The following is a 24,837-nucleotide window of genomic DNA, read 5'->3' on the forward strand; positions in this document are numbered from 1 at the left end:
TTTGGGGTGGATGGGCGGAAAACCGCCATCTATGCTGTAGGGGTAACCGTGCGATAAAACCCGCCAGGGATGATGGCTAAAGGCTTTGCCGTTATTTTTCAAAAGTGGCACGGGCTTTGCGAAGCGTTAAGAGGTCTGCCCCACGCAGTTCGATAAAAAACAAAAATCCCTCCGGTGCAGGAGGGTTCGTGCTTCAGGTCCCATGGCCGCTGATGGATAACGGGCGTGTGATCTCTTGAGGAACTTTGCAATGACGACTCGTCAGCCACTGTACAAATCCCTGTATTTCCAGGTGGTCGTAGCTATCGCTATCGGCATCCTGCTCGGCCATTTCTACCCACACACTGCGGTGGCCCTCAAGCCACTGGGTGACGGCTTCATCAAGCTGATCAAAATGGTCATCGCCCCGATCATCTTCTGCACCGTTGTCAGCGGCATCGCCGGCATGCAGAGCATGAAGGCTGTCGGCAAGACCGGCGGCTACGCGCTGATGTACTTCGAAGTGGTTTCCACCATCGCCCTGCTGATCGGCCTGGTCGTGGTCAACGTCATCCAGCCGGGTAGCGGCATGCACATCGACGTGGCCACCCTGGATGCCTCGAAAGTCGCGGCCTATGTCACCGCGGGTGCTGACCAGAGCGTCGTTGGCTTCATCCTCAACGTGATCCCGAACACCATCGTCGGCGCCTTCGCCAACGGCGACATCCTGCAAGTGCTGATGTTCTCGGTGATCTTCGGTTTCGCCCTGCATCGCCTGGGTGCCTACGGCAAGCCGCTGCTGGAGTTCATCGATCGTTTCGCCCACGTCATGTTCAACATCATCAACATGATCATGAAACTGGCCCCCCTGGGTGCGCTGGGTGCCATGGCCTTCACCATCGGTGCCTACGGCGTGAGCTCCCTGGTGCAACTGGGCCAGCTGATGATCTGCTTCTACATCACCTGCGTCCTGTTCGTGGTGGTGGTGCTGGGCGCCATCTGCCGTGCACACGGTTTCAGCGTGTTGAAGCTGGTTCGCTACATCCGTGAAGAGCTGCTGATCGTACTGGGGACTTCCTCTTCGGAATCGGCCCTGCCACGCATGCTGGTCAAGATGGAACGCCTGGGCGCGAAGAAATCGGTAGTCGGCCTGGTGATCCCGACCGGCTACTCCTTCAACCTCGACGGTACCTCGATCTACCTGACCATGGCGGCCGTGTTTATCGCTCAGGCGACTGACACCCACATGGACATCACCCACCAGATCACCCTGCTGCTGGTGCTGCTGTTGTCCTCCAAGGGCGCTGCGGGCGTGACCGGTAGTGGTTTCATCGTGCTGGCGGCGACCTTGTCGGCTGTGGGTCACCTGCCGGTGGCTGGTCTGGCACTGATCCTCGGTATCGACCGCTTCATGTCCGAAGCCCGTGCCCTGACCAACCTGGTGGGCAACGCCGTGGCGACCCTGGTGGTGGCCAAGTGGGTCAAGGAACTGGATGAAGACAAGCTGCACACGGAACTGGCTTCCGGTGGTCGCGGTATTGAAGACGAGCGCGCACAGGATGACCTGGGCGTAGCCGAAGGCTCGGCGCCAAGCGTCAAGTAAGCTTCAGCGTTAATAAAAACCCATCTTCGGATGGGTTTTTTTATGCCAGCGGGAATCTGGGCGTTTACGTCAGGGACTCTGAACGTTGTGGTACTTGCTGCCGTTGGGCTGGCTGCCTACCCTGGGGCCTGTCGATCTGGAAAGGCAAAACCCATGCACGGTCCGCTGGCGTCACTCAAGGTCCTGGATTTCTCGACACTGTTGCCGGGGCCGTTTGCCTCGCTGTTGCTGGCCGACCTGGGCGCCGAGGTGCTGCGCATCGAGGCGCCTGGCCGTCTGGACCTGCTGCGGGTATTGCCGCCCCACGACCGTGACGTTTCCGCCAGCCATGCCTGGCTCAACCGCAACAAGCGCAGCCTGGCCCTGGACTTGAAGCAGGCCGCGGCAGTGGTGGTGATCCATGACCTGCTGCGCGAACATGACATCGTCCTCGAGCAGTTCCGTCCCGGGGTGATGGATCGGCTGGGGCTGGGTTATGAAGCCCTGAAGGCGATCAACCCACGCTTGATCTACGTGTCGATCACCGGCTACGGCCAGACCGGCCCTTATCGCGACCGCGCCGGGCACGACATCAACTACCTGGCGTTGTCGGGGCTGGCCAGCTACACCGGGCGCCGGGAGGGCGGACCGCTGCCCCTGGCGATGCAGGTGGCGGATGTCGCGGGCGGTTCGCTGCATGGGGTGATCGGCTTGCTGGCGGCCGTTATCGCCCGGCAGCAGACAGGGTTGGGGCAGCAGGTCGATATCAGCATGACCGATTGCGCCTTCAGCCTGAATGCCATGGCCGGGGCGGGTTTCCTCGCTTGCGGGGTTGAGCCGGGGCCGGAGCAGCAGATGCTCAATGGCGGCAGCTTCTATGACTATTACCGCAGCCGGGAAGGCCGTTGGTTTGCCGTGGGCAGCCTGGAGCCGGGGTTTATGCAGTCGTTGTGCGAAGCGTTGGGACGACCGGAGCTGGCGGCCCAGGGGCTATCGTCCCGGCCCGAGGAGCAACAGGCGTTGAAGCAGGCGCTGCAAATCGAGTTCGAAAAACATGACTTCGATGAGCTGTACGTTTTGTTTGCCGGGCTGGATGCCTGCGTTGAGCCGGTACTCAGCCTGGGCGAGGCCGTCGAGCATCCGCAGTTGCAGGCGCGGGAGGTGGTGGTGCAGGTGCCCCGCGGCGATGGAAGCATGCAGGCGCAGATGGCCTGTCCGCTGAAGTTTTCCCAGGGGCTGCCGGCACCTCGGCATATCGGTGCGCGGCTGGGTGAGCATGCTGATGAAGTCTTGCGGGAGTTGGGCTACAGCCTTGAGCAGATTGCCGAATTGCGCGCCGCCGGTGTCATTGCTTGAGCACGGTCCTTGTAGGAGCCGGCTTGCCGGCGATGGCGTCCGCAAGGTCGATGCAAGTCCTGCTGGCCTCATCGCTGGCAAGCCAGCTCCTACAGAAGACGGTTTGTGGCGAACCCCGATTTGTAGGAGCCGGCTTGCCGGCGATGGCGTCTGAAAGGTCGATGCAAGTCCCGCTGGCCTCATCGCTGGCAAGCCAGCTCCTACAGAAGACGGTTTGTGGCGAACCCCGATTTGTAGGAGCCGGCTTGCCGGCGATGGCGTCCGCAAGGTCGACGCAAATCCCGCTGGCCTCATCGCTGGCAAGCCAGCTCCTACAGGACCGCGTCTCACCACAAAAGTATCGTGCTGCCCTGGCTCCTACAGGGGCTGTATCGTCCCCCCAGTCATGTATTCGACGCGGGCTTATTCGGTACGTGTTTCGCCGCTGAACACCAACGTATTTCGGCAGCGCCGGCACAGGTAACGCCGTCCCTCGCTCACCAGCCGATGACGCTGGCTGGAAAACGCAAAATCGCTGTCGGCGCACGGACAGCGGTAGATATACCGCATCACCCGGCGACGCTGGACCTCATAGGTGTGGCAGCGATTGGGCGGCAGTTCGTACACGCCGCGCATGATCAACTGCCATTCCTCGCCATGGGGCTGGATGCGCTCGCCGAACAGCTGATGGGCGATCAGGTGCGCGACCTCGTGGGCCACGGTCTGCTTGAGGAAGTCCTCGCTGTTTTCCCGGTACAGCTGCGGATTGAAGCGCAGCAGGTTTTCATGCAGGTGCGCCACGCCGGCTTTCTGGCCGCGCAGCTTGAGGCTGACCAGCGGACGCTTGAAAGGTCGTTTGAAAAAGGATTCGGCTTGTTGGAAACAGTCTTCGACGCGGGTCTTGAGTTGCTCGGGCATGCTGTACGGATCTCCAGAAAGGCGAGTATGCCGTAAACCCGGGGATTTCCGAATCCGTCAGGCGCCGTATGGTCGTGACACATTAAAAGGCCGCCTTGCGGCGGCCGGTGTTGGCAGTTATGGCTTTGTTTTATTCAGTTGGTGTACACCGGGCCGACGCCCAAACCCCAGACAATCACGGTAAAGGCCATGATCGCCACCAGCACCACCAGGCCGACGGCCAGGACGGAGCTGGAGAACAGGAACCCTTCGTCTTGCGGGATGTTCATAAAGGTCGGCAGGCCGACATACAGCAGATAGACGGTGTAGCAGATGGCCGCCGTGCCGACGATCATCCCCAGCCACATATGTGGGTAGAGCGCCGCCAGCCCGCCGACGAACAACGGTGTCGCGGTGTAGGTGGCGAAGGCCACGCAACGGGCCAGGCTCGGATTGGCGTCATAGGTACGCGCCATCCAGTGGATAAACGCGCCCATGACCGCCACCCCGCCGAGCATGGCGATGTAGGACATGAGAGTCATCCAGATGGCGCTGTCCTGGGTCAGCATCACCGGCGCACGGTTGCCGATGACCCAGCCGATCCGGGTGGTGCCGATAAACGCCGAAATGGCCGGGATGGCAGCCAGGATCAAGGTGTGGGTGAGGTACATGTGACCGATGCTTTCCTCGGCATCGCCACGGATTTGTCGCCATTCCTGATCAGGGTGGGTGAACAGTCCTACGACGTGATGGATCATGTCAGTCACTCCTTTTGTTATTGCCATCGCCCCCCGGTGGAGCGCCTGCGGGCCAAGTGGCCGAAGTCAGGTCTGGATTTATATGCGACCTTATGTCGCAGTATAGGGAGGGCGAGAGGCGCGCTTTAGAGCAAATCGAACTGTCGGGCGCGACTGTAATCGCATTGTCTTATTGGGTGTCGCTGGCCTTGCCTGAACAGCGGCGGCGCGCCGTCTTCGCCCCGCGCCGGTTTATAGGTAAAATAATCGGCTTTTCGACACACCTCGCGCGGATTTCAAGGGTTAGGGCAAGAGCTATGGGCACTCTTTCGGTCAATCAGAACAAACTGCAGAAACGCTTGCGTCGGCAAGCCGGTGAGGCGATCGCCGACTTCAACATGATCGAAGAGGGTGACAAGGTCATGGTCTGCCTGTCCGGTGGCAAGGACAGCTACACACTGCTTGATGTTCTGATGCACTTGCAGAAAGTCGCGCCGATCAAGTTCGACATCGTCGCCGTGAACATGGACCAGAAACAGCCCGGTTTCCCCGAGCATGTGCTGCCGGCCTACCTGAAAGAGCTGGGCGTGGAGTATCACATCGTCGAGAAGGACACCTACTCGGTGGTCAAGGAGCTGATACCCGAAGGCAAGACCACCTGCTCGCTGTGTTCGCGCCTGCGTCGCGGCACGCTGTACACCTTCGCCGACCAGATCGGCGCGACCAAGATGGCCCTGGGGCATCACCGCGACGATATCGTCGAAACCTTCTTCCTCAACCTGTTCTACAACGGTTCGCTCAAGGCCATGCCGCCCAAGCTGCGGGCCGATGACGGGCGCAACGTGGTGATCCGTCCGCTGGCTTATTGCAACGAGAAGGACATCCAGGCCTATTCCGACCTCAAGCAATTCCCGATCATTCCCTGCAACCTCTGCGGCTCCCAGGAAAACCTGCAACGCCAGGTGGTCAAGGAAATGCTCCAGGAGTGGGAGCGCAAGACCCCCGGGCGTACCGAAAGCATCTTCCGTGGTTTGCAAAATGTCGTGCCGTCGCAACTGGCTGATCGCAACCTGTTCGACTTCACCCACCTTAGAATCGATGAAACCGCCGCGTCGCGCTTCGTCAATGTAGTGAACCTCTGAATGCGCGATTACAAATGGTTGCATGAGTACTGCCTGAACCGCTTTGGTTCGGCGGCTGCACTGGAAGCCGAATTGCCGGTGCCAGCCAGTTCGCAGCAATTGCGTGAACTACCGGACGATCGTTATCTGTCGATGATTGCCTTGCGGGTGTTCCGCGCCGGCCTCAAGCACAGCCTGGTGGACGCCAAATGGCCGGTGTTCGAGCAGGTGTTTTTCGGTTTCGATCCGGAGAAAGTGGTGCTGATGGGGGCCGAGCATCTGGAGCGGCTGATGCAGGATGCGCGGATCATTCGCCACCTGGGCAAGCTCAAGAGCGTGCCGCGCAATGCGCAGATGGTGTTGGACGTGGCGAAGGAGAAGGGCAGTTTCGGCGCGTTGATCGCCGACTGGCCGGTTACTGAAATCACCGGCTTGTGGAAGTACCTGGCCAAGCACGGCCATCAACTGGGCGGGCTGTCGGCACCGCGTTTCCTGCGGATGGTGGGCAAGGACACGTTTGTCCCGACCTATGACGTGGTGGCGGCGCTGAATGCGCAGAAGATCGTCGACAAGGTGCCCACCAGCCTGCGGGACCAGGCGATCGTGCAGGACGCCTTCAACCAGTGGCATGCCGAAAGCGGCCGGCCGATGTGCCAGTTGTCAATGATGTTGGCGTACACCACCAACCATTGATACGAGTCGTGGGGACTCACTGTGGCGAGGGGGCTTGCCCCCGTTCGGCTGCGCAGCAGTCGTAAAACCTGACACCTTGCTGTGTCAGGTACATCGAATGCTCTGGTTTTAGGGCCGCTGCGCGCCCCAGCGCGGGCAAGCCCGCTCGCCACAGGGAACCAGTAACATCAGGGAGCACTATACTTGGCCTTCCCCCGCCAACCGCCGATTCAACTGATGACGCCAGCGCACATACAGCATCGAGCTGCAGAACACTGCCACGCTCGCGCCCATCTCCAGTACACCGAATAGCTGCCGGTTGGGGTCGAACGCCGCCAATGCGCCCTTGAGGAAATACAGGTTCACCACATAACAGGTGAACGAGTGTCCGCGCGCGCTGCCCAGCAACATCCCTGGCAGCAAGGGCAGCAGCGGTGCCAGTTCGACCAGCAGGATCACCCAGGGCCGGGCCCCGTGCAGCTCGGCGAACATCAGGTCATAGACCGCCAGCAAGGCCATCAGGCCGAGAAAACACACCAGCGCCAACGGGCGGCTCCAGCGCACGCGCGTTTCCAGCCAGGCCTGGGGCGGCAACACCTTGGGCTTCCTAGCCACGGCCGTTCTCCAGGCTCAGGGCGGTCTTCGCCAGGCGCATGCCGAGGGCCCGGCACAGGGCGATTTCATGTTCGTCCAGGGCACGTTTGCCGTCGACGCCGGTATGGTGGCTGGCGCCATAAGGCGTACCGCCACCGCGGGTGTCGAGCAAGGCCGACTCGCTGTAGGGCAGGCCGGTGACCAGCATGCCGTGGTGCAACAGCGGCAGCAGCATCGACAACAAGGTGCTTTCCTGGCCGCCGTGCAGGCTCGACGTCGAAGTGAAGACCCCGGCCGGCTTGCCCACCAGAGCGCCGGTCAGCCACAGGTTGCTGGTGCCGTCGATAAAGTACTTCAGCGGCGCCGCCATATTGCCGAAACGGGTCGGGCTGCCGAGGGCCAGGGCCGCGCAGTGTTTCAGGTCGTCGAGGCTGGCATACAACGCGCCTTCCTCGGGGATTTCCGGGGCCACGGCTTCGCATTGGCTGGAGATCGCCGGTACGGTGCGCAGGCGTGCCTCCAGGCCCGCCTGTTCGACGCCGCGGGCAATCTGCCGGGCCATTTCACGGGTAGAGCCGTTGCGGCTGTAGAACAGCACCAGAACGTAAGGCGTGCTCACGGCAGGATCTCCAGCAGATTTTCCGGTGGACGACCGATGATCGCCTTGTCACCGGCCACCAGGATCGGTCGTTCCATCAGCTTGGGGTGGGCGGCGATCGCGGCGATCAGCTGTGTTTCGCTGAGCTGGGTGTCGGCCAGGTTCAATTGCTTGTACTCATCCTCGCCGGTGCGCAGCAATTGGCGCGAGCCGATGCCCAGCTTGCCCAGCAACTCCTTGAGTTGCGCGGCGTCCAGCGGGGTTTCCAGGTAGAGCACGACGGATGGCGTGAGGCCACGGCCCTGGAGCAGTTCCAGCGCACCGCGGGATTTCGAGCAGCGCGGGTTGTGATAAAGCGTCAGATCGGTCATGTGCGGGTCGCATCTTGCGTAAGGTGGCGGGTATTCTACCTGCCTGACGAGCGCTCCTGAACCTTGTGAGGTAAAGGGCCGCAGTCGATGACTTATTTGATGGGGGATTGTGCACATGGCAAGGCGATTGGCCGCCGTATTGGCGATGATGGGCGCGTTACTGCTGAGCGGTTGTGGCAACGATTACGGTGTCGACCAGAACGGCCAGAAGGTCGCGTCCGAGCGTCTCGACAAACAGTGGAAGGTGGTCAACTACTGGGCCGAGTGGTGTGGCCCGTGCCGTACCGAAATCCCGGAATTGAACGCCTTGTCCGAGCAGCTCAAGGGCCAGTCGGTCGAGGTGTTCGGGGTGAACTTCGATGGTTTGCAGGGCGATGACCTGCGCAAGGCCGGCGAAACCCTGGGCATCCGTTTCACGGTGCTGGCCCAGGATCCGGCGGACTTTTTCGATCTGCCGCGCAGTGAAGCCTTGCCGGTGACTTACATCATCGATGACAAGGGCAAGGTCCGCGAGCAGTTGATGGGCGAGCAGACGGCGGCGGGTGTGCTGGCGAGGCTGAAGGCCCTCAAGGGCTGAAGGTGCCGGGGGAAGGTCAGGAACTGCGGGCCTTCGAGCCTGCCGATGGTTCCTGCCGGTCGCGTTTTTTCCAGAGCGGCCGGGCGACCAGAGCGATCATGATCACCAACAGCGCAGCGGCCAGGCTGTTGAGCACGCGCAGATAGGTGAGGCCGATTTCGGCATCACCGGGTTGGCCCAACTGGGCAACCAGGATGAAGTGCGGCGTCAGAAACAGCGTAAAGGCCAGGTAGCTGATGTTGCGGCAGGCCAGTGTTCCGATCGACAGGGGCAGAATCAGCCACGCCATCAGCAGCGGCGAGTGGATGAAATGACCCAGTAGCATGGCGATCAGCGCGCCGAGCAAGGTGCCCGCCACCCGTTCGACAGACACTTTCAAGGTGGCGGCAAACCCGGGCTGGCTGATCAGCAGCACCGTCAGGGTCATCCAGTAGCCGTGATCCACTGCGCAGTAGTGTACCGCGGCCACTGCAATGGCCGTGGCCAACGCAACACACACGCCATGCAGAAAACCATGGGAGCCCAGGTTGAGGTGTTGCCGCAGCAGGCTTGACAGGGGCGCGGGCGGCTCGTCCGGGAGCACCGCCCGTTCACCGGGCCGCCACGACAGCAGGTTGATGGCGCTTGCCCAGAGGCTGCCGTAGAGAAAGTAACAGGCATAACCGACGGCATGCTCAAGGCTGTTTCCGGCAACGGCCGTCGATACCGCGAAGGCCGTGGCGACCAGCAAGGCCGGGACGCTAATCCGCTTGCCCGCCACGCTGGCGAAGGCGCCGCAGAAGCCGATGACCGCCGCCAGGCCGATCATCAATGGCGCACAGGTCCCGCTCCAGACCCCGAGCCCCGACGCGAACGCGCCCGCCAGGCTGAACACCAGGGCGAACCGGCAGCGGTTGACGAAGCGCCCGCCAGGCAGGCTGATGCAGCTCCAGAATGCGGCGATGGCCGACCAGCCGAGCAGCGGATTGTGACAGTACACCGCGAGGATCGCCGGGACCGCACAGGCGATCCCGCCGCGGCTGAGGTCGGCCATGTGGATCTGGCGGGCTCTGCCTGCGTCTGCCAACCGACGCAGGATCGCTGTCGCTTTCGAGGTCACGGGCTGTTGCATGATGGACTCAGCAGGCCGGAGTGCGGGCGAGGATGGATTCGTCGATCTGCTCGATCGACGTCACCCCAGTGAGGGTCATGGCCACGCGCATTTCCTGGGCAAAGATATCCAGCATGTTTTCCACGCCGTGTTGCCCGTCAGCCGCCAGGGCGTACACCGTCGAGCGGCCAAGCAGCACGCTTTTCGCGCCGAGGGCCAGCATCCGCACCACATCCAGCCCCGAGCGGATCCCCGAGTCGACCAGTACGGTCAGGTCGCTGCCCACGGCCTGGGCAATCGGCGGCAGCGCCTTGGCAGTGGATAGCACGCCATCGAGCTGACGCCCGCCGTGGTTGGAGACCACGATCCCGTCGGCGCCGAAGCTGACGGCGTCCCTGGCATCCTGCGGGTCGAGGATGCCCTTGATGATCATCGGGCCTTTCCAGAATTCGCGGATCCACTCCAGGTCCTTCCAACTGATGGAGGGGTCGAAGTTGTTGGCCAACCAGCCGACATAATCTTCCAGGGTGGTGGCCTTGCCCAGGTACTTGGAGACATTGCCCAGATCATGTGGACGTCCCAGGACGCCAACGTTGAACGCCCAGTCCGGTTTCATCGTCGCCTGCAGGATCCGGCGTGTGGCGGCATAGGGACCGGACATGCCCGAATGTGCATCGCGATAGCGCGCGCCCGGTGTCGGCATGTCCACGGTGAACACCAGGGTCTTGACTCCGGCGGCCTGAGCCCGTTCGAGCGCATTGCGCATGAAGCCGCGATCCTTGAGCACATAGAGCTGGAACCAGATGCTCTGCGGGCTTTGTGACGAGACTTCCTCGATAGAGCACACCGAGACCGTTGACAGGCAGTAGGGGATGCCCTTATCAGCGGCAGCCTTGGCTGCCTGGACTTCGCCACGGCGCGCATACATGCCTGTCAGGCCCACCGGGCTCAGGATGATGGGCATGGCCATCGGTTGGTCGAACAAGCGGGTTTTCAGACTCAGGCGGTCGACATTTTTCAGGATCCGCTGGCGCAGGCTGATGTCCGCCAGATCCGTAGCGTTTTTCTTCAGTGTGTGTTCGGCGTAGGCGCCGCCGTCGATGTAGTCGAACAGAAAGCGTGGCAGCTTGCGGCGTGCCGCTTCGCGGTAGTCAGTGGCCGATGAAATGATCATGGGGAGCCGGTTCCTCTGAGTGAAGGGCTGGCCTGCCTGAGCCTTGATCCATAGGGTCAAGACTGTGGGTTAGCCGACGGACTCAGGGTAGGGAAAACCCTTGTATGATAAAAACAACTTTTTCAACTTTGATTTAGTCGCAAAAGGAATAGTCATGAATCTGCGGACGTTGCGGGCCTTTGTCGAGGTCGTGCGCCAGGGCGGTTTCTCCCAGGCGGCGCAAGTGGTGTCGTTGACCCAGTCGACCGTCAGCAAGGCGGTCAAGACCTTGGAGGATGAACTGGGAATGCCGCTGCTCAACCGTATCGGGCATCGCAGCGAATTGACCGCGGCCGGGGAGATTACCTACCGCAGGGCGTTGGTGCTGCTGGCCGAGCGCAGCGACCTGATGGCCGAACTCGACGAATTGCGCGGGCTCAAGCGTGGTGTACTGCGCATCGGTTTGCCGCCGGTGGGCAGTGGTGCCTTGTTCGCCAGCATGTTTGCCACCTATCGAAGTCGTTATCCGAATATCGATATCGAACTGGTCGAGCACGGCAGCCAGAAATTGCATGAGTGTCTGCTGGCGGGGGAAGTCGACCTGGCGGCTCTGCTGGTGCCCATTGGCGAGGAGTTTGATTATCAGGAGGTGAGGTCGGAGCCGCTGATTGTCCTTATGCCGTCAAACCATCCGTTGTCAGGCAGCAGGACGGTGGATTTTGCCCACCTGGCGTCATCGCCGTTTATCCTCTTCGAGGCCGGGTTTGCCCTCAACCGGATTATTCTCGCGGCGTGCGAACTCAGGGGCGTGGTGCCCAAGGTTACGGCCCGCAGTGCCCAGGTCGACTTCATCGTCGATCTGGTGGTGGCTGGCCTGGGCGTGGCGTTTCTGCCACAAATGCTTGCGCAGAAACATCGGCATGAAGGGATTGTGCAAATCCCGCTGGATGAGCCGCAGACTGATTGGCATATCGCCCTGGCCTGGCGTCGCAATGCGCATTTGCCACCGGCAGCACTGGCCTGGCTGGAGCTGGCGGAGGAAATGAAGGGGGCTTGAAACGGGCGCTGTGTGGCTTTGGCACACAGCGCGCCTTGCAGGTACGACCTGGAAGTGCTTCAGCCTTCTTCCGACCACAGCCGCAGCGGTTTGCCTTCCTGCGGCCAGAAACGCACTTGCTCGATGGGCGAGATATCCCAGCGCTGGACATTTTCCAGCGCCTGGAGGAAGCGTTTTTCCTGCTCCATCAACGCCGGTGCGCAGAGCTTGCGGGTGCTGCCGACCTTGCCGAAGCTCAGGTTGCCGCCGTCCAGGGTGTAGGGCGCGAACCAGTGGTTGCAACCGCCGGTGCCATAGGCCCGGCCGTCGTCGCCGAGGGTGACGGTCAGATGGCTGTTGTCGATCAGCGGACGTTCGCCGATCCACTCCAGCACATAGCTGTGATCCTGTTTCAATTGCACCTGTTCGCCGGCGCAGCCGTACAGGCTGGCTGCCAGCATTCCCAGAATCACCGCGCGTTTCATTACTTTGCCTCCTGGCATCTCGGGCACAGGTGTTTTTCGCCCTGTGTGGTCCAGCCCAGCTCGGCGATACGCGCCGTGGCGGCTGGTTTTTGCGCGGGGTTACCGAGCTTGGCGTCCACCGCGAATTCGAAGTTCAGTTCCTTGGCGCAGCTGTCGCAGTTGACCTGCCACTGGTGAATCGCCAGTTCGCCGAAGACCGGACCCTTGGCCACCGCGACCCATTGGCCTGGCGGATTGATCAGGTGACGCACGGTGTCCACGGTCAGGCGCATGGACAGGTCCTTGCTGCCCTTGAGGGTCACCAGCAGGACATCGTCGGCGCGGATCGAGCCACCGTTGCCGGTGACCTGATAGCGTCCCGGCACCAGGGCGCGGCATTCGGTCAGGGTGTGTTGCGGGTTCATCAGGCTGTAGCGGAAATCGTGTTCGACCATGGGTCCTCCAAATATGGCCGGTATGCTAGCACGCAGACGCCGCGCAAATGGCAGCGGCGTGTGACCTTCGATCCGGTGAGGCCCGCGGGCGGGGTCAGCTATTGACTTGGTTTTGCGGCACGCCCGCGCGCCAGGCGCCGATATTGTCCAGGGTGGTCGCGGCAATCGCGGCCAGTGCCTCATGGGTCAGGAAGGCCTGGTGGGCGGTGACGATCACATTGGGAAAGGTCAGCAGGCGCGCCAGCACATCATCCTGCAGCGGCAGGTCGGAACGGTCCTCGAAGAATACCTGGGCCTCTTCCTCGTAGACATCCAGGCCCAGGTAGCCCAATTGACCGTCCTTGAGCGCGTCGATCAGCGCCGGGGTGTCCACCAGGCCGCCGCGCCCTGTGTTGATCAGCATCGCGCCCGGTTGCAGATGGGCGAGGCTGTCGCGGTTGATCAGATGATGGGTGTCGGCGGTCAGCGGGCAGTGCAGGCTGATGATCCGGGACTGCGCCAGCAGCTCGGGCAGGCTCAGATAGCGGGCGCCGAGGGCCAGCAGTTCGGGATTGGGGAAGGGATCATAGGCCAGTAGCTGGCAACCGAACCCGGCCATGATCCGCGCGAAGGTCGCACCGATCTGCCCGGTGCCGACCACGCCGACGGTCTTGCCCACCAGGTCGAAGCCGGTCAGGCCATGCAAGCTGAAGTCGCCTTCGCGGGTGCGGTTGTAGGCGCGGTGCAGGCGCCGATTGAGGGCCAGGACCAGGGCGACGGCATGTTCGGCTACTGCATGGGGCGAGTAGGCCGGCACACGGACCACGCACAGGCCCAGGCGCGCGGCGGCGTCCAGGTCGACATGGTTGTAGCCCGCCGAGCGCAGGGCGATCAAGCGGGTGCCGCCGGCGGCCAGCGCTTCCAGTACCGGTGCACTCAGGTCGTCATTGATAAAGGCGCAGACCCCCTCATGCCGATGGGCCAGGGGCGCCGTATCCAGGTTCAGCCGTGCCGGCTGGAAATGCAGTTCGAGGTCGTTGGTGCCGCAGAGGGCGAGGAAACTGTCACGGTCATAGGTCTGGCTGCTGAAGAAAATGACGCGCATTGGGGGCTTCCTTTCGAGGAGATAGCCGACACTCTAGCGTCGGCGTCCATTAAACCTCTTGCCGTGGATCAGGCACTGACACGGGCCTCGGCGGCGAGACGGGCGATGGCGACGTCCAGTTCGTCCAGTGCCTGGCGGGCGTTGGGGGCGTCCTGCTTGAGCAGGGTTTCGCTGCGCTGGCAGGCCGCGCGCAATTGCGGCACACCACAGTAGCGGGTGGCGCCGTGCAGGCGATGGACCCGCTCGATCAGGGCGTTGTGGTCGTTGGCGTTACGGGCCTGGCGAATGGCTTCGCGGTCGGCTTCCAGCGAGGCCAGCAGCATCGCCAGCATGTCGGCGGCCAGGTCAGGCTTGCCGGCGGCCAGGCGCAGGCCTTCGTCCGGGTCGAGCACCAGCAGCTCGCTGCCGCTGCGGCTTTGGTCGCCGCCGCGTTCCAGGCCTTGGTTGCGCAGGGCCAGTCCGGTCCATTTCAACACCACCTGGGCCAGTTGCCGCTCACTGATCGGCTTGGTCAGGTAGTCGTCCATGCCGCTTTGCAGCAGGGCACGTTTTTCGTTGGCCATGGCGTGGGCGGTGAGGGCGACGATGGGCAGCGGTGTGCTTTGCCGTTCATGTTCCCATTGGCGAATCGCCTCGGTGCTTTGCCGGCCATCCATGCCGGGCATCTGCACATCCATCAGCACCAGGTCGAAGGCTTCGCGCTGCACGGCGTCGATGGCCGCGTAACCGCTGTCCACCGCCAGCACCCAGGCGCCCATGTCTTCGAGCAGGGTCTGCACCAGCAGCAGGTTGGCCGGGTTGTCGTCGACGCAGAGCACCCGCGGTGCCCGGCTGCCCAGGGGTTCGACGGGTTCCTGACGGACCGGGCGCGGAGTGATCAGCTCGGCCAGGGCCCGGCGCAATTTGCGCGTGCAGGCCGGCTTGGCCTGGAGCTGGCCGTGGGGGTTGGGCACGCAGAGCTGGAACAGCGTCTGCTCGGTCGTCGGGCACAGCACCAGCACTTTGCAGCCGAGGTGTTCGAGGTCCCAGATGTGCTGGCTCAAACGTTCCGGCGGCATTTCCTGGGCGGTGACGCCGAGGACCGCGAGGTCGATGGCCTGCTCGGTCTGGTGCGCCCCGGTCACCCCATTGGCGAGGTTTTGCAGGCTGTTGAACGGCGTCACCTCGAGCCCGCAATCTTCCAACTGATGCTGCAGGGCCTGGCGTGACAGTTCGTGGTTTTCCAGGACCGCCACCCGGCGCCCGAGCAGCGGCGCGGCAGGCAGGTCCTCGATGTCGTCGCGGGTCTTGGGCAGGCTCAGGCTGATCCAGAATTCGGAGCCTTCGCCCGGGGTGCTGTCGACACCGATCTCACCGCCCATCTGCTCGATCAGGCGCTTGGAGATCACCAGCCCCAGGCCGGTGCCGCCGGGTTGCCGCGACAACGAGTTGTCGGCCTGGCTGAAGGCCTGGAACAGCGCCCGGACATCCTGGCTCGACAAGCCGATGCCGGTGTCTTGCACACTGATGCGCAACTGCACGCTGTCTTCGTGTTCTTCCTCAAGCATGGCCCGGGCGACGATGGTGCCTTCGCGGGTGAACTTGATCGCGTTGCTCACCAGGTTGGTGAGGATCTGCTTGAGTCGCAGCGGGTCGCCGATCAGCGACAGCGGGGTGTCGCGATAGACCAGGCTGACCAGCTCCAACTGCTTGGCGTGGGCCGCTGGAGCGAGGATGGTCAGGGTGTCCTGGAGCAGGTCACGGAGGTTGAACGGGATGCTGTCGAGCACCAGTTTGCCGGCCTCGATCTTCGAGAAATCGAGAATTTCGTTGATGATCCCCAACAGGCTGTCGGCGGATTTCTCGATGGTGCCCAGGTAATCGAGCTGGCGCGGGGTCAGTTCGCTTTTCTGCAACAGGTGGGTGAAGCCGAGGATGCCATTGAGCGGCGTGCGGATCTCGTGGCTCATGTTGGCGAGGAACTCGGATTTGATCCGGCTGGCCTCCAGGGCCTCCTTGCGCGCCAGGTCCAGTTCGATGTTCTGGATCTCGATGGTTTCCAGGTTCTGCCGCACGTCCTCGGTGGCCTGGTCGATGCTGTGCTGCAATTCTTCCTGGGCGTTCTGCAGGGTCTCGGCCATGCGGTTGATGCCCGACGCCAGTTGATCCAGTTCCTGGCTGCCCAAGGGTGGCAGGCGGGTTTCCAGGTTGCCTTCCTTGAGTTGGGCGACGGCTTGCTTGATCTTGCTGATCGGCGTGTTGATGGTGCGGCTCATGCGCAAGGCCAGCAAGGCGGTGCCGAGCAGGCCGGTGGCAATCAGCAGCAGGCTGGCGAACAGGCTGCGATAGCCGCGCAGCAACATATTGTTATGGGACAGTTCCAGTTCGACCCAGCCCAGCAGGCGGTCGGCTTCTTCGGGGATCACTTCCCCGGAAATATTGCGGTGGCGGCCGAAGACCGGCAACAGATAGCGCGTGGCATCGTTGCCGGTGCGCTGTAACAGGTGGCTGCTGTTACCGATGGGCGGCTGGTTGAGCATGCTTGGGCCAGCATGGGCCAGTTGCTCACGGTTGGCGCCGAGAAAGGACACGGCGCGCACGTCGGTCTGTTCCAGGGACTGGGTGGCGATGCGTTCCAGCAGGTCGACATCGTTATGGCCCAGGGCCGGCGCGACCAGCGGTGCGAGCTGCTCGGCGATCATCTCGCCGCGTTGCAGCAACTGGGTCTGCAGGTCCGACTGTTGCAGCCAGGTGAAATACCCGCCCAGCACCAACGCCATCAACGTGGTCGGCAGCAGGGTGAGCAGTAGTACGCGGCCTTTGATGCCCAGGTTTTTAAGCACGCAACAGTCTCCGTCAGATACAGCGTCCGGCAGATACGCCCATCTTCGATTCTCGGCGTGCGCGTCCTGCGCCCGCTCTACTTGCGCAGTGTAGCCATTTGCGGGGGGGTAAATCTCGCAAAGTTCGCAGGGATCTCATGGGCCGCCATCCCCCCGGGAACGCTTGCTTGCGGGACATTATCAATTGCAATGTCGACGAGTTGTCGGGTAAACCCCTCCTTATAGCTATAAGCCATAAGCACCGCACTTTGCGTGATATGGAGAGCCGACGTTTGTCGGTATGATGTCAGCCCCCGCAGTCTGGATTGCGAATACGCCATGACCTTGCAGTACCCCACCATCGCCGATTGCGTCGGCAATACACCTTTGGTCCGCTTGCAGCGCCTGCCCGGCGTCACCAGCAATACCCTGTTGCTCAAGCTCGAAGGGAACAACCCCGCAGGGTCCGTCAAGGATCGCCCGGCACTGTCGATGATCACCCGCGCCGAACTGCGCGGGCAGATCCAGGCCGGCGATACCCTGATCGAAGCCACCTCGGGCAACACCGGGATCGCCCTGGCCATGGCCGCGGCGATCAAGGGCTACAAGATGATCCTGATCATGCCGGACAACTCCACCGCCGAACGCAAGGCGGCAATGACCGCCTATGGCGCCGAGCTGATCCTGGTGACCCGCGAGGAAGGCATGGAAGGTGCCCGTGACCTGGCCGAACGCATGCAGGCCGAAGGGCGTGGCAAGGTGCTCGACCAGTTCGCCAATGGCGACAATCCCGAAGCCCACTACACCAGCACCGGTCCGGAAATCTGGCGCCAGACCCAGGGCTCCATTACCCATTTCGTCAGCTCCATGGGCACCACCGGTACCATCATGGGCGTGTCGCGTTACCTGAAAGAGCAGAGCCCCGAGGTGCAGATCGTTGGTCTGCAACCGATGGAAGGCGCGTCGATTCCGGGTATCCGTCGCTGGCCCCACGAGTACTTGCCGAAGATTTTCCAGGCCGAGCGTGTCGACCGTATCGTCGACATGGGCCAGGAAGAGGCGGAGGACGTGATGCGTCGTCTGGCCCGTGAGGAAGGTATTTTCTGTGGTGTGTCCTCGGGCGGGGCGGTGGCGGCAATGTTGCGCCTGTCCCGCGAAGTCGAGAACGCGGTGATGGTCGCGATCATCTGTGACCGAGGCGACCGCTACCTGTCGACCGGCATCTACGACGCGCCCAACTGATGGCCAAGCATGAACGAGGCCTGCGCTTCCAGCCCACTGGCGGTAGCCGGGCCCCACAAATACCGACGGGCAAGAAGCAACGCCTGACCATCGAGCGGCTGTCCAACGACGGCCGTGGTATTGCCTTTATTGAAGGTCGCACCTGGTTCGTCGCCGGCGCGCTGGCTGGCGAAGAAGTCGAGGCGCGGGTACTGGGCACCCACGGCAAGGTCGTTGAGGCCCGCACCGAGCGGGTGTTCCTCGCCAGCGAGCGTCGTCGCCCCGCGCCCTGCGCCCATGCCGGGCGCTGTGGCGGTTGCAGCGTGCAGCATATGCCCCACGCTGACCAACTCGCCCTGAAACAGAGCATGCTCGCCGAGCAGTTGTCGCGTGTTGCGGGCGTCGAACCGCTGGAGTGGGCGGCGCCCCTGACCGGTCCGGAATTCGGCTATCGGCGACGGGCCCGCGTGGCCGTGCGTTGGGACGCCAAGGGCAAGACCCTCGAAGTCGGTTTCCGCGCCGCCGCCAGCCAGGACATCGTCGGCATCGACGACTGCCCGGTGCTGGTACAGGCCTTGCAACCGATCATGCGGGAATTGCCGGCCATGCTGCGCCGCTTGAGCAAACCCCAGGCCCTGGGCCATGTGGAATTGTTCAGCGGTTCGGCGCTGGCGGTGTTGTTGCGGCACATGGCGCCGTTGTCGGCCCAAGACCTGCAAGTCCTGGTGGATTTCTGCAGCGCCCATGACGCGCAACTCTGGCTGCATGGCGAAGACGGCCCGCAGCCAGTGGACCCGTCGTTGTCCCTGGGCTATCGCCTGGAGACCTGGGATCTGCAGCTTGCGTATCGGCCGGGGGATTTTGTCCAGGTCAACGCCGGGGTCAACGAGGCCATGGTCGCCCAGGCGCTGGACTGGCTGAAGCCGGCTGCCGATGAACGTGTCCTGGACCTGTTCTGCGGGCTCGGCAACTTTGCCTTGCCCCTGGCCCGCCAGGTGCGTGAAGTGGTGGCGGTGGAAGGCGTGGCGACCATGGTCGAACGTGCCGCCGCCAACGCCCTGAGCAACAATCTGCATAACGCGCATTTTTTTCAGGCCGATTTATCCCAGCCTTTGAGTGATGCCGGTTGGGCCAAAGAAGGCTTTTCTGCGGTACTCTTGGACCCACCCCGTGACGGTGCGTTCGAGGTGGTGGGCAAGCTCGCTGCCCTGGGTGCCGAACGGTTGGTGTACGTGTCCTGCAATCCGGCAACGCTGGCGCGCGACACGGTTGAATTGATCAAGCAGGGCTACCGGTTAAAACGTGCCGGGATCCTCGATATGTTTCCGCAGACCGCGCATGTCGAGGCCATGGCGTTATTTGAAGCGAGCTAGGATGCTCGTCTGGTCCGACTGACCGCCGCCGTATTCTGTCAGCCCAGCCAGACTGCGGGGGCCACAACAGGTCAGCGATTTTGACGCATTGAATCTGCGTCGTAGGGAAGGTAAGCAAGATGGTACAGGTGAGAGCACACCAGCCGATCAACACCGACGGCAGTATCAATCTCGAGGCATGGCTCGATCATACGGTGAGCGTCGATCTGGCGCTGGACCGTGAAGCCTTGAAACAAGCCTGCGAATACGCACGGCTTGCCGAACAACAGACCAACGCGGCGCAGAACCTCTGGCCCGAAGGTGGTTCCAGTTTCAGCACCGGCCTTGAGATCGCCGAGATTCTCGCCGACCTCAAACTGGACCAGGATTCGCTGGTGGCGGCGGTGCTGTATCGCTGCGTGCGCGAGGGGCAGATTCCCCTCACCGCGGTCAGCCAGAAATTCGGCCCGGTGGTGGCCAAGCTGATCGACGGCGTGCTGCGCATGGCCGCCATCAGCGCCAGCCTCAGCCCGCGCCAGTCCCAGGTCCTGGGCAGCCAGACGCAGGTGGAAAACCTGCGCAAGATGCTGGTCGCCATGGTCGACGACGTCCGCGTGGCGCTGATCAAGCTGGCCGAACGCACCTGCGCGATCCGCGCGGTGAAGACCGCCGACGACGAGAAACGCAACCGCGTGGCCCGCGAGGTCTTCGACATCTATGCACCCCTGGCTCACCGCCTGGGCATCGGGCATATCAAGTGGGAACTGGAAGACCTGTCGTTCCGTTACCTGGAGCCCGATCAGTACAAGCAGATCGCCAAGTTGCTGCACGAGCGGCGGCTGGACCGTGAGCGTTTTATCGGCGAGGTGATGAACCAACTGGAAAACGAATTGCTGGCCACCGGGGTCAAGGCCGATATCAGCGGCCGGGCCAAGCACATCTATTCGATCTGGCGCAAAATGCAGCGCAAGGGTCTGGAATTCAGCCAGATCTATGACGTCCGTGCGGTCCGTGTACTGGTCCCGGAAATGCGCGACTGCTACACCGCGCTTGGCATCGTCCACACCCTGTGGCGGCATATTCCGAAAGAGTTCGACGACTACATCGCCAACCCGAAAGAGAACGGCTACCGCTCGTTGCACACGGCGGTGATCGGCCCGGAAGGCAAGGTCCTGGAAGTGCAGATCCGCACCCACGCCATGCACGAAGAGGCTGAGCTGGGGGTGTGCGCGCACTGGAAGTACAAAGGCACCGACGTCAAATCCGGTTCCAATCACTACGAAGAAAAAATCTCCTGGCTGCGTCAGGTGCTCGAGTGGCACGAAGAGCTGGGGGATATCGGCGGGTTGGCCGAGCAGTTACGGGTCGATATCGAGCCGGACCGGGTCTATATCTTCACTCCCGACGGCCATGCCATCGACCTGCCCAAGGGGGCGACACCGCTGGACTTCGCCTACCGGGTGCACACCGAGATCGGCCACAACTGCCGGGGCGCGAAGATCAACGGGCGGATCGTGCCGCTCAACTACAGCCTGCAGACCGGCGAGCAGGTGGAAATCATCACCAGCAAGCAGGGTACGCCGAGCCGTGACTGGTTGAACTCGAACCTGGGTTACATCACCACGTCCCGGGCGCGGGCGAAAATCGTTCACTGGTTTAAATTGCAGGCCCGTGATCAGAACGTCGCGGCCGGCAAGACCTTGCTCGAACGCGAGTTGGCGCGCCTGGGCCTGCCGCAGGTGGATTTCGACAAGCTGGCCGACAAGGCCAACATGAAAACCGCCGAAGACATGTTCGCCGCCCTCGGCGCAGGCGATTTGCGCCTGGCGCAACTGGTCAATTCGGCGCAGCAACTGGTCGAGCCCGAGCGTGGCAACGAGCAGATGGAACTGATTCCGCGCAAGGCCACGGGCTACAAGCCGGGCAAGCGCGGGGATATCCAGATCCAGGGCGTCGGCAACCTGATGACCCAGATGGCCGGCTGCTGCCAGCCGCTGCCGGGGGACGCCATCGTCGGCTATATCACCCAGGGCCGTGGTGTGAGCATTCACCGCCAGGACTGTGCTGCGGTGCTGCAACTGAGCGGGCGCGAGCCGGAGCGGATCATCCAGGTCAGCTGGGGGCCGGTGCCGGTTTCGACCTATCCGGTGGATATCATCATCCGCGCCTACGACCGTTCCGGCTTGCTGCGTGATGTGTCCCAGGTGCTGCTCAACGAGCGGATCAACGTACTGGCGGTCAACACCCGCTCGAACAAGGAGGACAACACCGCATTGATGTCCCTGACCATCGAGATTCCGGGATTGGATGCACTGGGGCGGTTGCTGGGGCGGATTTCCCAGTTGCCGAACATCATCGAAACCCGGCGTAACCGGACGCCTTGAGCTGCTGCGCTCAACTCAAGAATATTGAGAACAACCGATGTATAGCCTTCAAGACCTGCTCCACCTCATGGCCCGTCTGCGCGACCCGCAGTACGGTTGCCCTTGGGACATCAAGCAGACCTACGCGACGATTGTTCCCTACACGCTGGAAGAAGCCTACGAAGTCGCTGACGCCATCGAGCGCAGCGACTTCGAGCACCTGCAGGGTGAATTGGGCGACTTGCTGTTCCAGGTGGTCTATTACAGCCAGCTGGCGCGGGAAGAAGGGCGTTTCGAATTCGACGGCGTGGTCGACAGCATCACCCGCAAGCTGATTCGGCGTCACCCCCACGTGTTCCCAACCGGCGATCTCTACGCCGCGCTGGACCTGCCGCGCCTTAGCGAGGAACAGGTCAAGCTGCGCTGGGAGGAGATCAAGGCCGAGGAGCGTGCCGAGAGCCATCAGCGTGCCAATAGCCATCGCGCGCCCGAACAACTTTCCCTGCTCGACGATATACCGGCTGCCCTGCCGGCCCTGTCCCGGGCGGCGAAGTTGCAGAAGCGCGCGGCCACGGTCGGTTTCGACTGGCCGGACGCCTTGCCGGTGGTGGACAAGATTCGCGAAGAACTCGATGAAGTGCTCGAAGCCATGGCCGACAACGACCCGGCGGCGATCACCGATGAAGTCGGCGACCTGTTGTTTGCCGTGGTCAACCTGGCCCGGCACCTCAAGGTTGACCCGGAAAATGCCTTGCGGGGCGCCAATGGTAAATTCGACAGACGTTTCCGTTTTATCGAACAGGCATTGCGCGACACCCACCGTCCCATGGAAGATTGCACCCTCGAAGAGTTGGACGCCTTGTGGGGCGAAGCCAAACGTCAGGAAAAGAATAGGCCCAGCTGCGGCTGAGCCGTTGCCCAAGTGAGTAAGCACCATGAGTCTTTCCCTTCGCGACCAGTTGCTCAAAGCAGGACTGGTCAACCAGAAGCAGGCCAAACAGGTCGGCAAAGAGAAACAGAAGCAGCAGCGCCTGGTCCACAAGGGCCAGATCGAGGCTGACGATACTCAAGCGCGCCTGGCCCAGGAGGCGCAGGCCGAGAAGGTCAAGCGCGACCAGGAACTGAATCGCCAGCAGCAGGAAAAGGTCGAGGCCAAGGCCCGCACGGCCCAGGTCAAGCAATTGATCGAAACCTCGCGTCTGCCCAAGTTGACCACCGAGGACTACTACAACTTCGTCGACGACAAGAAGGTCAAGCGCCTGTCGGTCAACACGCTGATGCGCAACAAGCTGAGCAACGGCTCCCTGGCGATTGTCCATCACGGGGGGAGTTACGAGGTGATCCCTCGCGAGGCGGCGTTGAAGATCCAGGAGCGCGCCCCTGAGCGTATCGTCCAGCTGAATATCCTGAGCGAGACCCAGGTGCCGGACGAGGATGATCCGTACGCGGCCTACCAGATCCCTGACGATCTGATGTGGTAACCGGCTGAACACAACAAACCCCGCTGAAAGGCGGGGTTTGTGTTTGTGGGGTTTTGCTTCTGGTTTGTGTCTTGATTGAAATGAATTGATACATTTAATTGACGCCATGAAATAGCCCCCCTATGATCGCGCCCCGTTGATGGCACTAGGCCATTTAGAGGGATCTGTGATGTGGGTTTTGGCACTCAGGACGAGGCGTGGTCTGCTGTCCGCGGTATTTTGTCTGAGCATTTTTGGTACAGCCCATGGGGCACCCACCCCGGGTGATACCGATCTGATTCGTGATCGCCAGGACCGCCTGCTCGAAGAGCAGCGCCGCCGTCTCGAAGAACTCAAGGACCTGCCCGGTAAAGCGGCAGCTCCCGTCACGCCAACGGCTCCGGTTGATACCCGCTGTTTTCCGATCAAGAGCATCGACCTGCAAGGGGCTGACTCCCTGTCCGCAGGCGAGCGCGAACGTCTGCTGAAACCTTACCTTGGCCAATGCCTGGGTGTGCCGCAGCTCAACGACCTGCTCAAGGTCATCACCGATAGCTATATAGAAAAAGGCCTGGTCACCAGCCGCGCCTACTTGCCACAGCAGGACCTGTCCACGGGCAACCTGAAAGTGCTGGTGGTCGAAGGCAAGCTCGAAGGTTTGAAAGGGGCGGATGGCAGCGGCTTGTCCGATCGTCAACTGGCGATGAGTTTTCCGGGCAAGCCGGGCGAGTTGCTCAACCTGCGTGAGATCGAGCAGATGGTTGACCAGCTGAACCGTCTGCCGTCGAACCAGGCGCAGATGGAGCTGGCGCCAGGCAAGGAAGTCGGCGGCAGCGAGGTGCTGGTCAAGAACAACCCGCAAAAACCTTGGCGGGCCGGGGTTTCCTACGGCAACGATGGTCAGCGCAGCACCGGCGAGCAACAGGCCGGGACGACCTTCGATTGGGACAGCCCGTTGGGCTTGGCCGATCAGTTTTCCTTGCGGGCCGGCCACGATGTGGTCCGCGACCAAACGAAGAACTCGCGCAATGCCATGCTCTATTACAACCTGCCCTTCGGCTGGTGGAACCTGAGCTACACCTACAGCGAAAGTGACTACCGTTCCCAGCAGCAGGCCAACGGTTTCAACTTCGAGTCGACCGGCGATAGCCAGAACCACCAGGTGAAACTGGAGCGGGTGATCTACCGCGATGCCTTGAGCAAGACCTCGCTCAATACCGGCCTGACCTACCTGCGCACCAATAACTACATTGAAAAGAGCAAGCTGGCCGACAGCAGCAACCGCCTGAGCGAAGCACAGTTCGGCATCAACCACGGTCGGCGCATCGGCAGTGCGTTCCTCAACCTTGACCTGGGGATGCAGGACGGCATCAGCGCTTTTGACGCCCAGGACAACAGTCCGAATTTCCAGCAGGGATTGCCCGACGCCCGCTATCGCAAATACACCGCGACGGTCAGCTACCTGCAACCGTTCAAGCTCTGGGGCGAGTCGTTCAGCTTCAGCAGCCTGATGACCGGCCAGCGCAGCGACGACGTGTTGTTCAGCTCCCAGCGCATGAGCCTGGGCGGGCAGTCTTCCATCCGTGGTTACAAGGACCAGACGCTGTCCGGCGACAGCGGCGGTTACTGGCGCAATGATTTGCGTTGGAGCCGGCCGGTGACCTGGGCATGGTTGCAGCCGCTGCTTTCCGAATACGGCACCAGCGTCGGCTACGACCAGGGCGTGATTCGCCATGGCCGCTACAGCGCCGAGCAGCATGGGCGCATGACCAGCGACTCGATCGAGCTGTTTGCCCGGGGCAAGCATCTTGCCGCGACGGTGACTTTTGCTCATTCGCTGGAGCGACCGGAGCCGATTACCGAGCGCGAAGCACCGATCTATTTCCGTCTGGATT

At 62.2% G+C, this 24,837-nt stretch carries 23 protein-coding genes; 12 read left to right on the plus strand and 11 right to left on the minus strand.

Going from position 1 to position 24,837, the window contains the following annotated elements:
- Positions 1-250 precede the first annotated feature (250 nt).
- A complete protein-coding gene (locus HX866_RS33815) occupies positions 251-1,582 on the plus strand; it encodes a dicarboxylate/amino acid:cation symporter (protein WP_177095523.1) in 1,332 nt (443 codons plus the stop codon).
- A gap of 153 nt (positions 1,583-1,735) precedes the next feature.
- Complete coding sequence (locus HX866_RS33820) at positions 1,736-2,917, plus strand: CaiB/BaiF CoA transferase family protein (RefSeq protein WP_177141275.1); 1,182 nt, start codon at positions 1,736-1,738, stop codon at positions 2,915-2,917.
- Positions 2,918-3,319: 402 nt separating this feature from the next.
- Here the strand turns inward: HX866_RS33820 and HX866_RS33825 are convergent, their stop codons facing one another.
- Positions 3,320-3,814, minus strand: coding sequence for a SprT family zinc-dependent metalloprotease (locus HX866_RS33825; protein ID WP_177125536.1), 495 nt, complete (start codon positions 3,812-3,814; stop codon positions 3,320-3,322).
- 134 nt (positions 3,815-3,948) lie between these two features.
- On the minus strand, positions 3,949-4,551 hold the full coding sequence (locus tag HX866_RS33830) for a Yip1 family protein (RefSeq protein ID WP_177095529.1): 603 nt from the start codon (positions 4,549-4,551) through the stop codon (positions 3,949-3,951).
- A gap of 296 nt (positions 4,552-4,847) precedes the next feature.
- Here HX866_RS33830 and ttcA point away from each other — a divergent pair, with 296 nt between their 5' ends.
- The gene (ttcA, locus tag HX866_RS33835) at positions 4,848-5,672 is read left to right on the plus strand and encodes a tRNA 2-thiocytidine(32) synthetase TtcA (RefSeq protein WP_177095531.1); all 825 of its coding nucleotides are present in this window, start codon (positions 4,848-4,850) and stop codon (positions 5,670-5,672) included.
- Positions 5,673-6,344: a DNA-3-methyladenine glycosylase I gene (locus tag HX866_RS33840; RefSeq protein ID WP_177095533.1), complete on the plus strand. Its 672-nt coding sequence runs from the start codon at positions 5,673-5,675 to the stop codon at positions 6,342-6,344.
- Positions 6,345-6,521: 177 nt separating this feature from the next.
- Here the strand turns inward: HX866_RS33840 and HX866_RS33845 are convergent, their stop codons facing one another.
- From HX866_RS33845 to arsC, 3 genes are read right to left on the minus strand one after another with little or no spacing between them, the layout of a single operon-like run.
- Positions 6,522-6,938, minus strand: coding sequence for a DUF2069 domain-containing protein (locus tag HX866_RS33845; RefSeq protein WP_177095535.1), 417 nt, complete (start codon positions 6,936-6,938; stop codon positions 6,522-6,524).
- The gene (gene wrbA / locus HX866_RS33850; RefSeq protein WP_177095537.1) at positions 6,931-7,536 is read right to left on the minus strand and encodes an NAD(P)H:quinone oxidoreductase; all 606 of its coding nucleotides are present in this window, start codon (positions 7,534-7,536) and stop codon (positions 6,931-6,933) included. The genes HX866_RS33845 and wrbA overlap by 8 nt, the downstream gene beginning before the upstream one ends.
- A complete protein-coding gene (gene arsC, locus HX866_RS33855; protein ID WP_177141276.1) occupies positions 7,533-7,886 on the minus strand; it encodes an arsenate reductase (glutaredoxin) in 354 nt (117 codons plus the stop codon). The genes wrbA and arsC overlap by 4 nt, the downstream gene beginning before the upstream one ends.
- Before the next feature lie 115 nt (positions 7,887-8,001).
- On the opposite strand from arsC, the gene HX866_RS33860 reads away from it, so the two are divergent.
- Positions 8,002-8,463 (plus strand): TlpA family protein disulfide reductase, encoded by a 462-nt coding sequence (locus tag HX866_RS33860; RefSeq protein ID WP_177141277.1) that lies wholly within the window; start codon positions 8,002-8,004, stop codon positions 8,461-8,463.
- A gap of 16 nt (positions 8,464-8,479) precedes the next feature.
- Here HX866_RS33860 and HX866_RS33865 read toward each other — a convergent pair whose 3' ends face one another.
- Together HX866_RS33865 and lldD are read right to left on the minus strand one after the other, a co-directional pair.
- The gene (locus HX866_RS33865) at positions 8,480-9,574 is read right to left on the minus strand and encodes an FUSC family protein (RefSeq protein ID WP_177095543.1); all 1,095 of its coding nucleotides are present in this window, start codon (positions 9,572-9,574) and stop codon (positions 8,480-8,482) included.
- Between the two features lie 7 nt (positions 9,575-9,581).
- Positions 9,582-10,727: an FMN-dependent L-lactate dehydrogenase LldD gene (gene lldD, locus HX866_RS33870; protein WP_177095545.1), complete on the minus strand. Its 1,146-nt coding sequence runs from the start codon at positions 10,725-10,727 to the stop codon at positions 9,582-9,584.
- Positions 10,728-10,881: 154 nt separating this feature from the next.
- On the opposite strand from lldD, the gene HX866_RS33875 reads away from it, so the two are divergent.
- Positions 10,882-11,763, plus strand: a complete 882-nt coding sequence (locus HX866_RS33875) for a LysR family transcriptional regulator (protein ID WP_177095547.1) — start codon at positions 10,882-10,884, stop codon at positions 11,761-11,763.
- Positions 11,764-11,822: 59 nt separating this feature from the next.
- Here the strand turns inward: HX866_RS33875 and HX866_RS33880 are convergent, their stop codons facing one another.
- From HX866_RS33880 to HX866_RS33895, 4 genes are all read right to left on the minus strand, one after another.
- Entirely contained in the window at positions 11,823-12,227 is a 405-nt protein-coding gene (locus tag HX866_RS33880; protein ID WP_177095550.1) for an META domain-containing protein, read from the minus strand.
- Entirely contained in the window at positions 12,227-12,661 is a 435-nt protein-coding gene (locus HX866_RS33885; protein ID WP_100944191.1) for a hypothetical protein, read from the minus strand. Before HX866_RS33885 ends, HX866_RS33880 begins: the two co-directional genes overlap by 1 nt.
- A gap of 94 nt (positions 12,662-12,755) precedes the next feature.
- Complete coding sequence (locus HX866_RS33890) at positions 12,756-13,745, minus strand: 2-hydroxyacid dehydrogenase (protein WP_177141278.1); 990 nt, start codon at positions 13,743-13,745, stop codon at positions 12,756-12,758.
- A 68-nt stretch (positions 13,746-13,813) separates the two neighbouring features.
- Complete coding sequence (locus HX866_RS33895) at positions 13,814-16,567, minus strand: response regulator (protein ID WP_177095556.1); 2,754 nt, start codon at positions 16,565-16,567, stop codon at positions 13,814-13,816.
- 318 nt (positions 16,568-16,885) lie between these two features.
- Between HX866_RS33895 and cysM the strand changes: the two genes are divergently transcribed.
- From cysM to HX866_RS33925, 6 genes are all read left to right on the plus strand, one after another.
- Positions 16,886-17,788: a cysteine synthase CysM gene (cysM, locus tag HX866_RS33900; RefSeq protein WP_177141279.1), complete on the plus strand. Its 903-nt coding sequence runs from the start codon at positions 16,886-16,888 to the stop codon at positions 17,786-17,788.
- Complete coding sequence (gene rlmD / locus HX866_RS33905) at positions 17,788-19,140, plus strand: 23S rRNA (uracil(1939)-C(5))-methyltransferase RlmD (RefSeq protein WP_177141280.1); 1,353 nt, start codon at positions 17,788-17,790, stop codon at positions 19,138-19,140. Before cysM ends, rlmD begins: the two co-directional genes overlap by 1 nt.
- A 119-nt stretch (positions 19,141-19,259) precedes the next feature.
- Complete coding sequence (relA, locus tag HX866_RS33910; protein ID WP_177095562.1) at positions 19,260-21,503, plus strand: GTP diphosphokinase; 2,244 nt, start codon at positions 19,260-19,262, stop codon at positions 21,501-21,503.
- A gap of 37 nt (positions 21,504-21,540) precedes the next feature.
- Complete coding sequence (gene mazG / locus HX866_RS33915; RefSeq protein WP_177141281.1) at positions 21,541-22,392, plus strand: nucleoside triphosphate pyrophosphohydrolase; 852 nt, start codon at positions 21,541-21,543, stop codon at positions 22,390-22,392.
- A gap of 25 nt (positions 22,393-22,417) precedes the next feature.
- On the plus strand, positions 22,418-22,963 hold the full coding sequence (locus HX866_RS33920; protein ID WP_177095566.1) for a DUF2058 domain-containing protein: 546 nt from the start codon (positions 22,418-22,420) through the stop codon (positions 22,961-22,963).
- A gap of 169 nt (positions 22,964-23,132) precedes the next feature.
- The coding region (locus tag HX866_RS33925) for a ShlB/FhaC/HecB family hemolysin secretion/activation protein (protein ID WP_177141282.1) at positions 23,133-24,837 on the plus strand (1,705 nt) is incomplete at its 3' end.

The sequence above is a fragment of the Pseudomonas gingeri genome (assembly GCF_013386165.1).
Lineage (GTDB): Bacteria > Pseudomonadota > Gammaproteobacteria > Pseudomonadales > Pseudomonadaceae > Aquipseudomonas > Aquipseudomonas gingeri_C.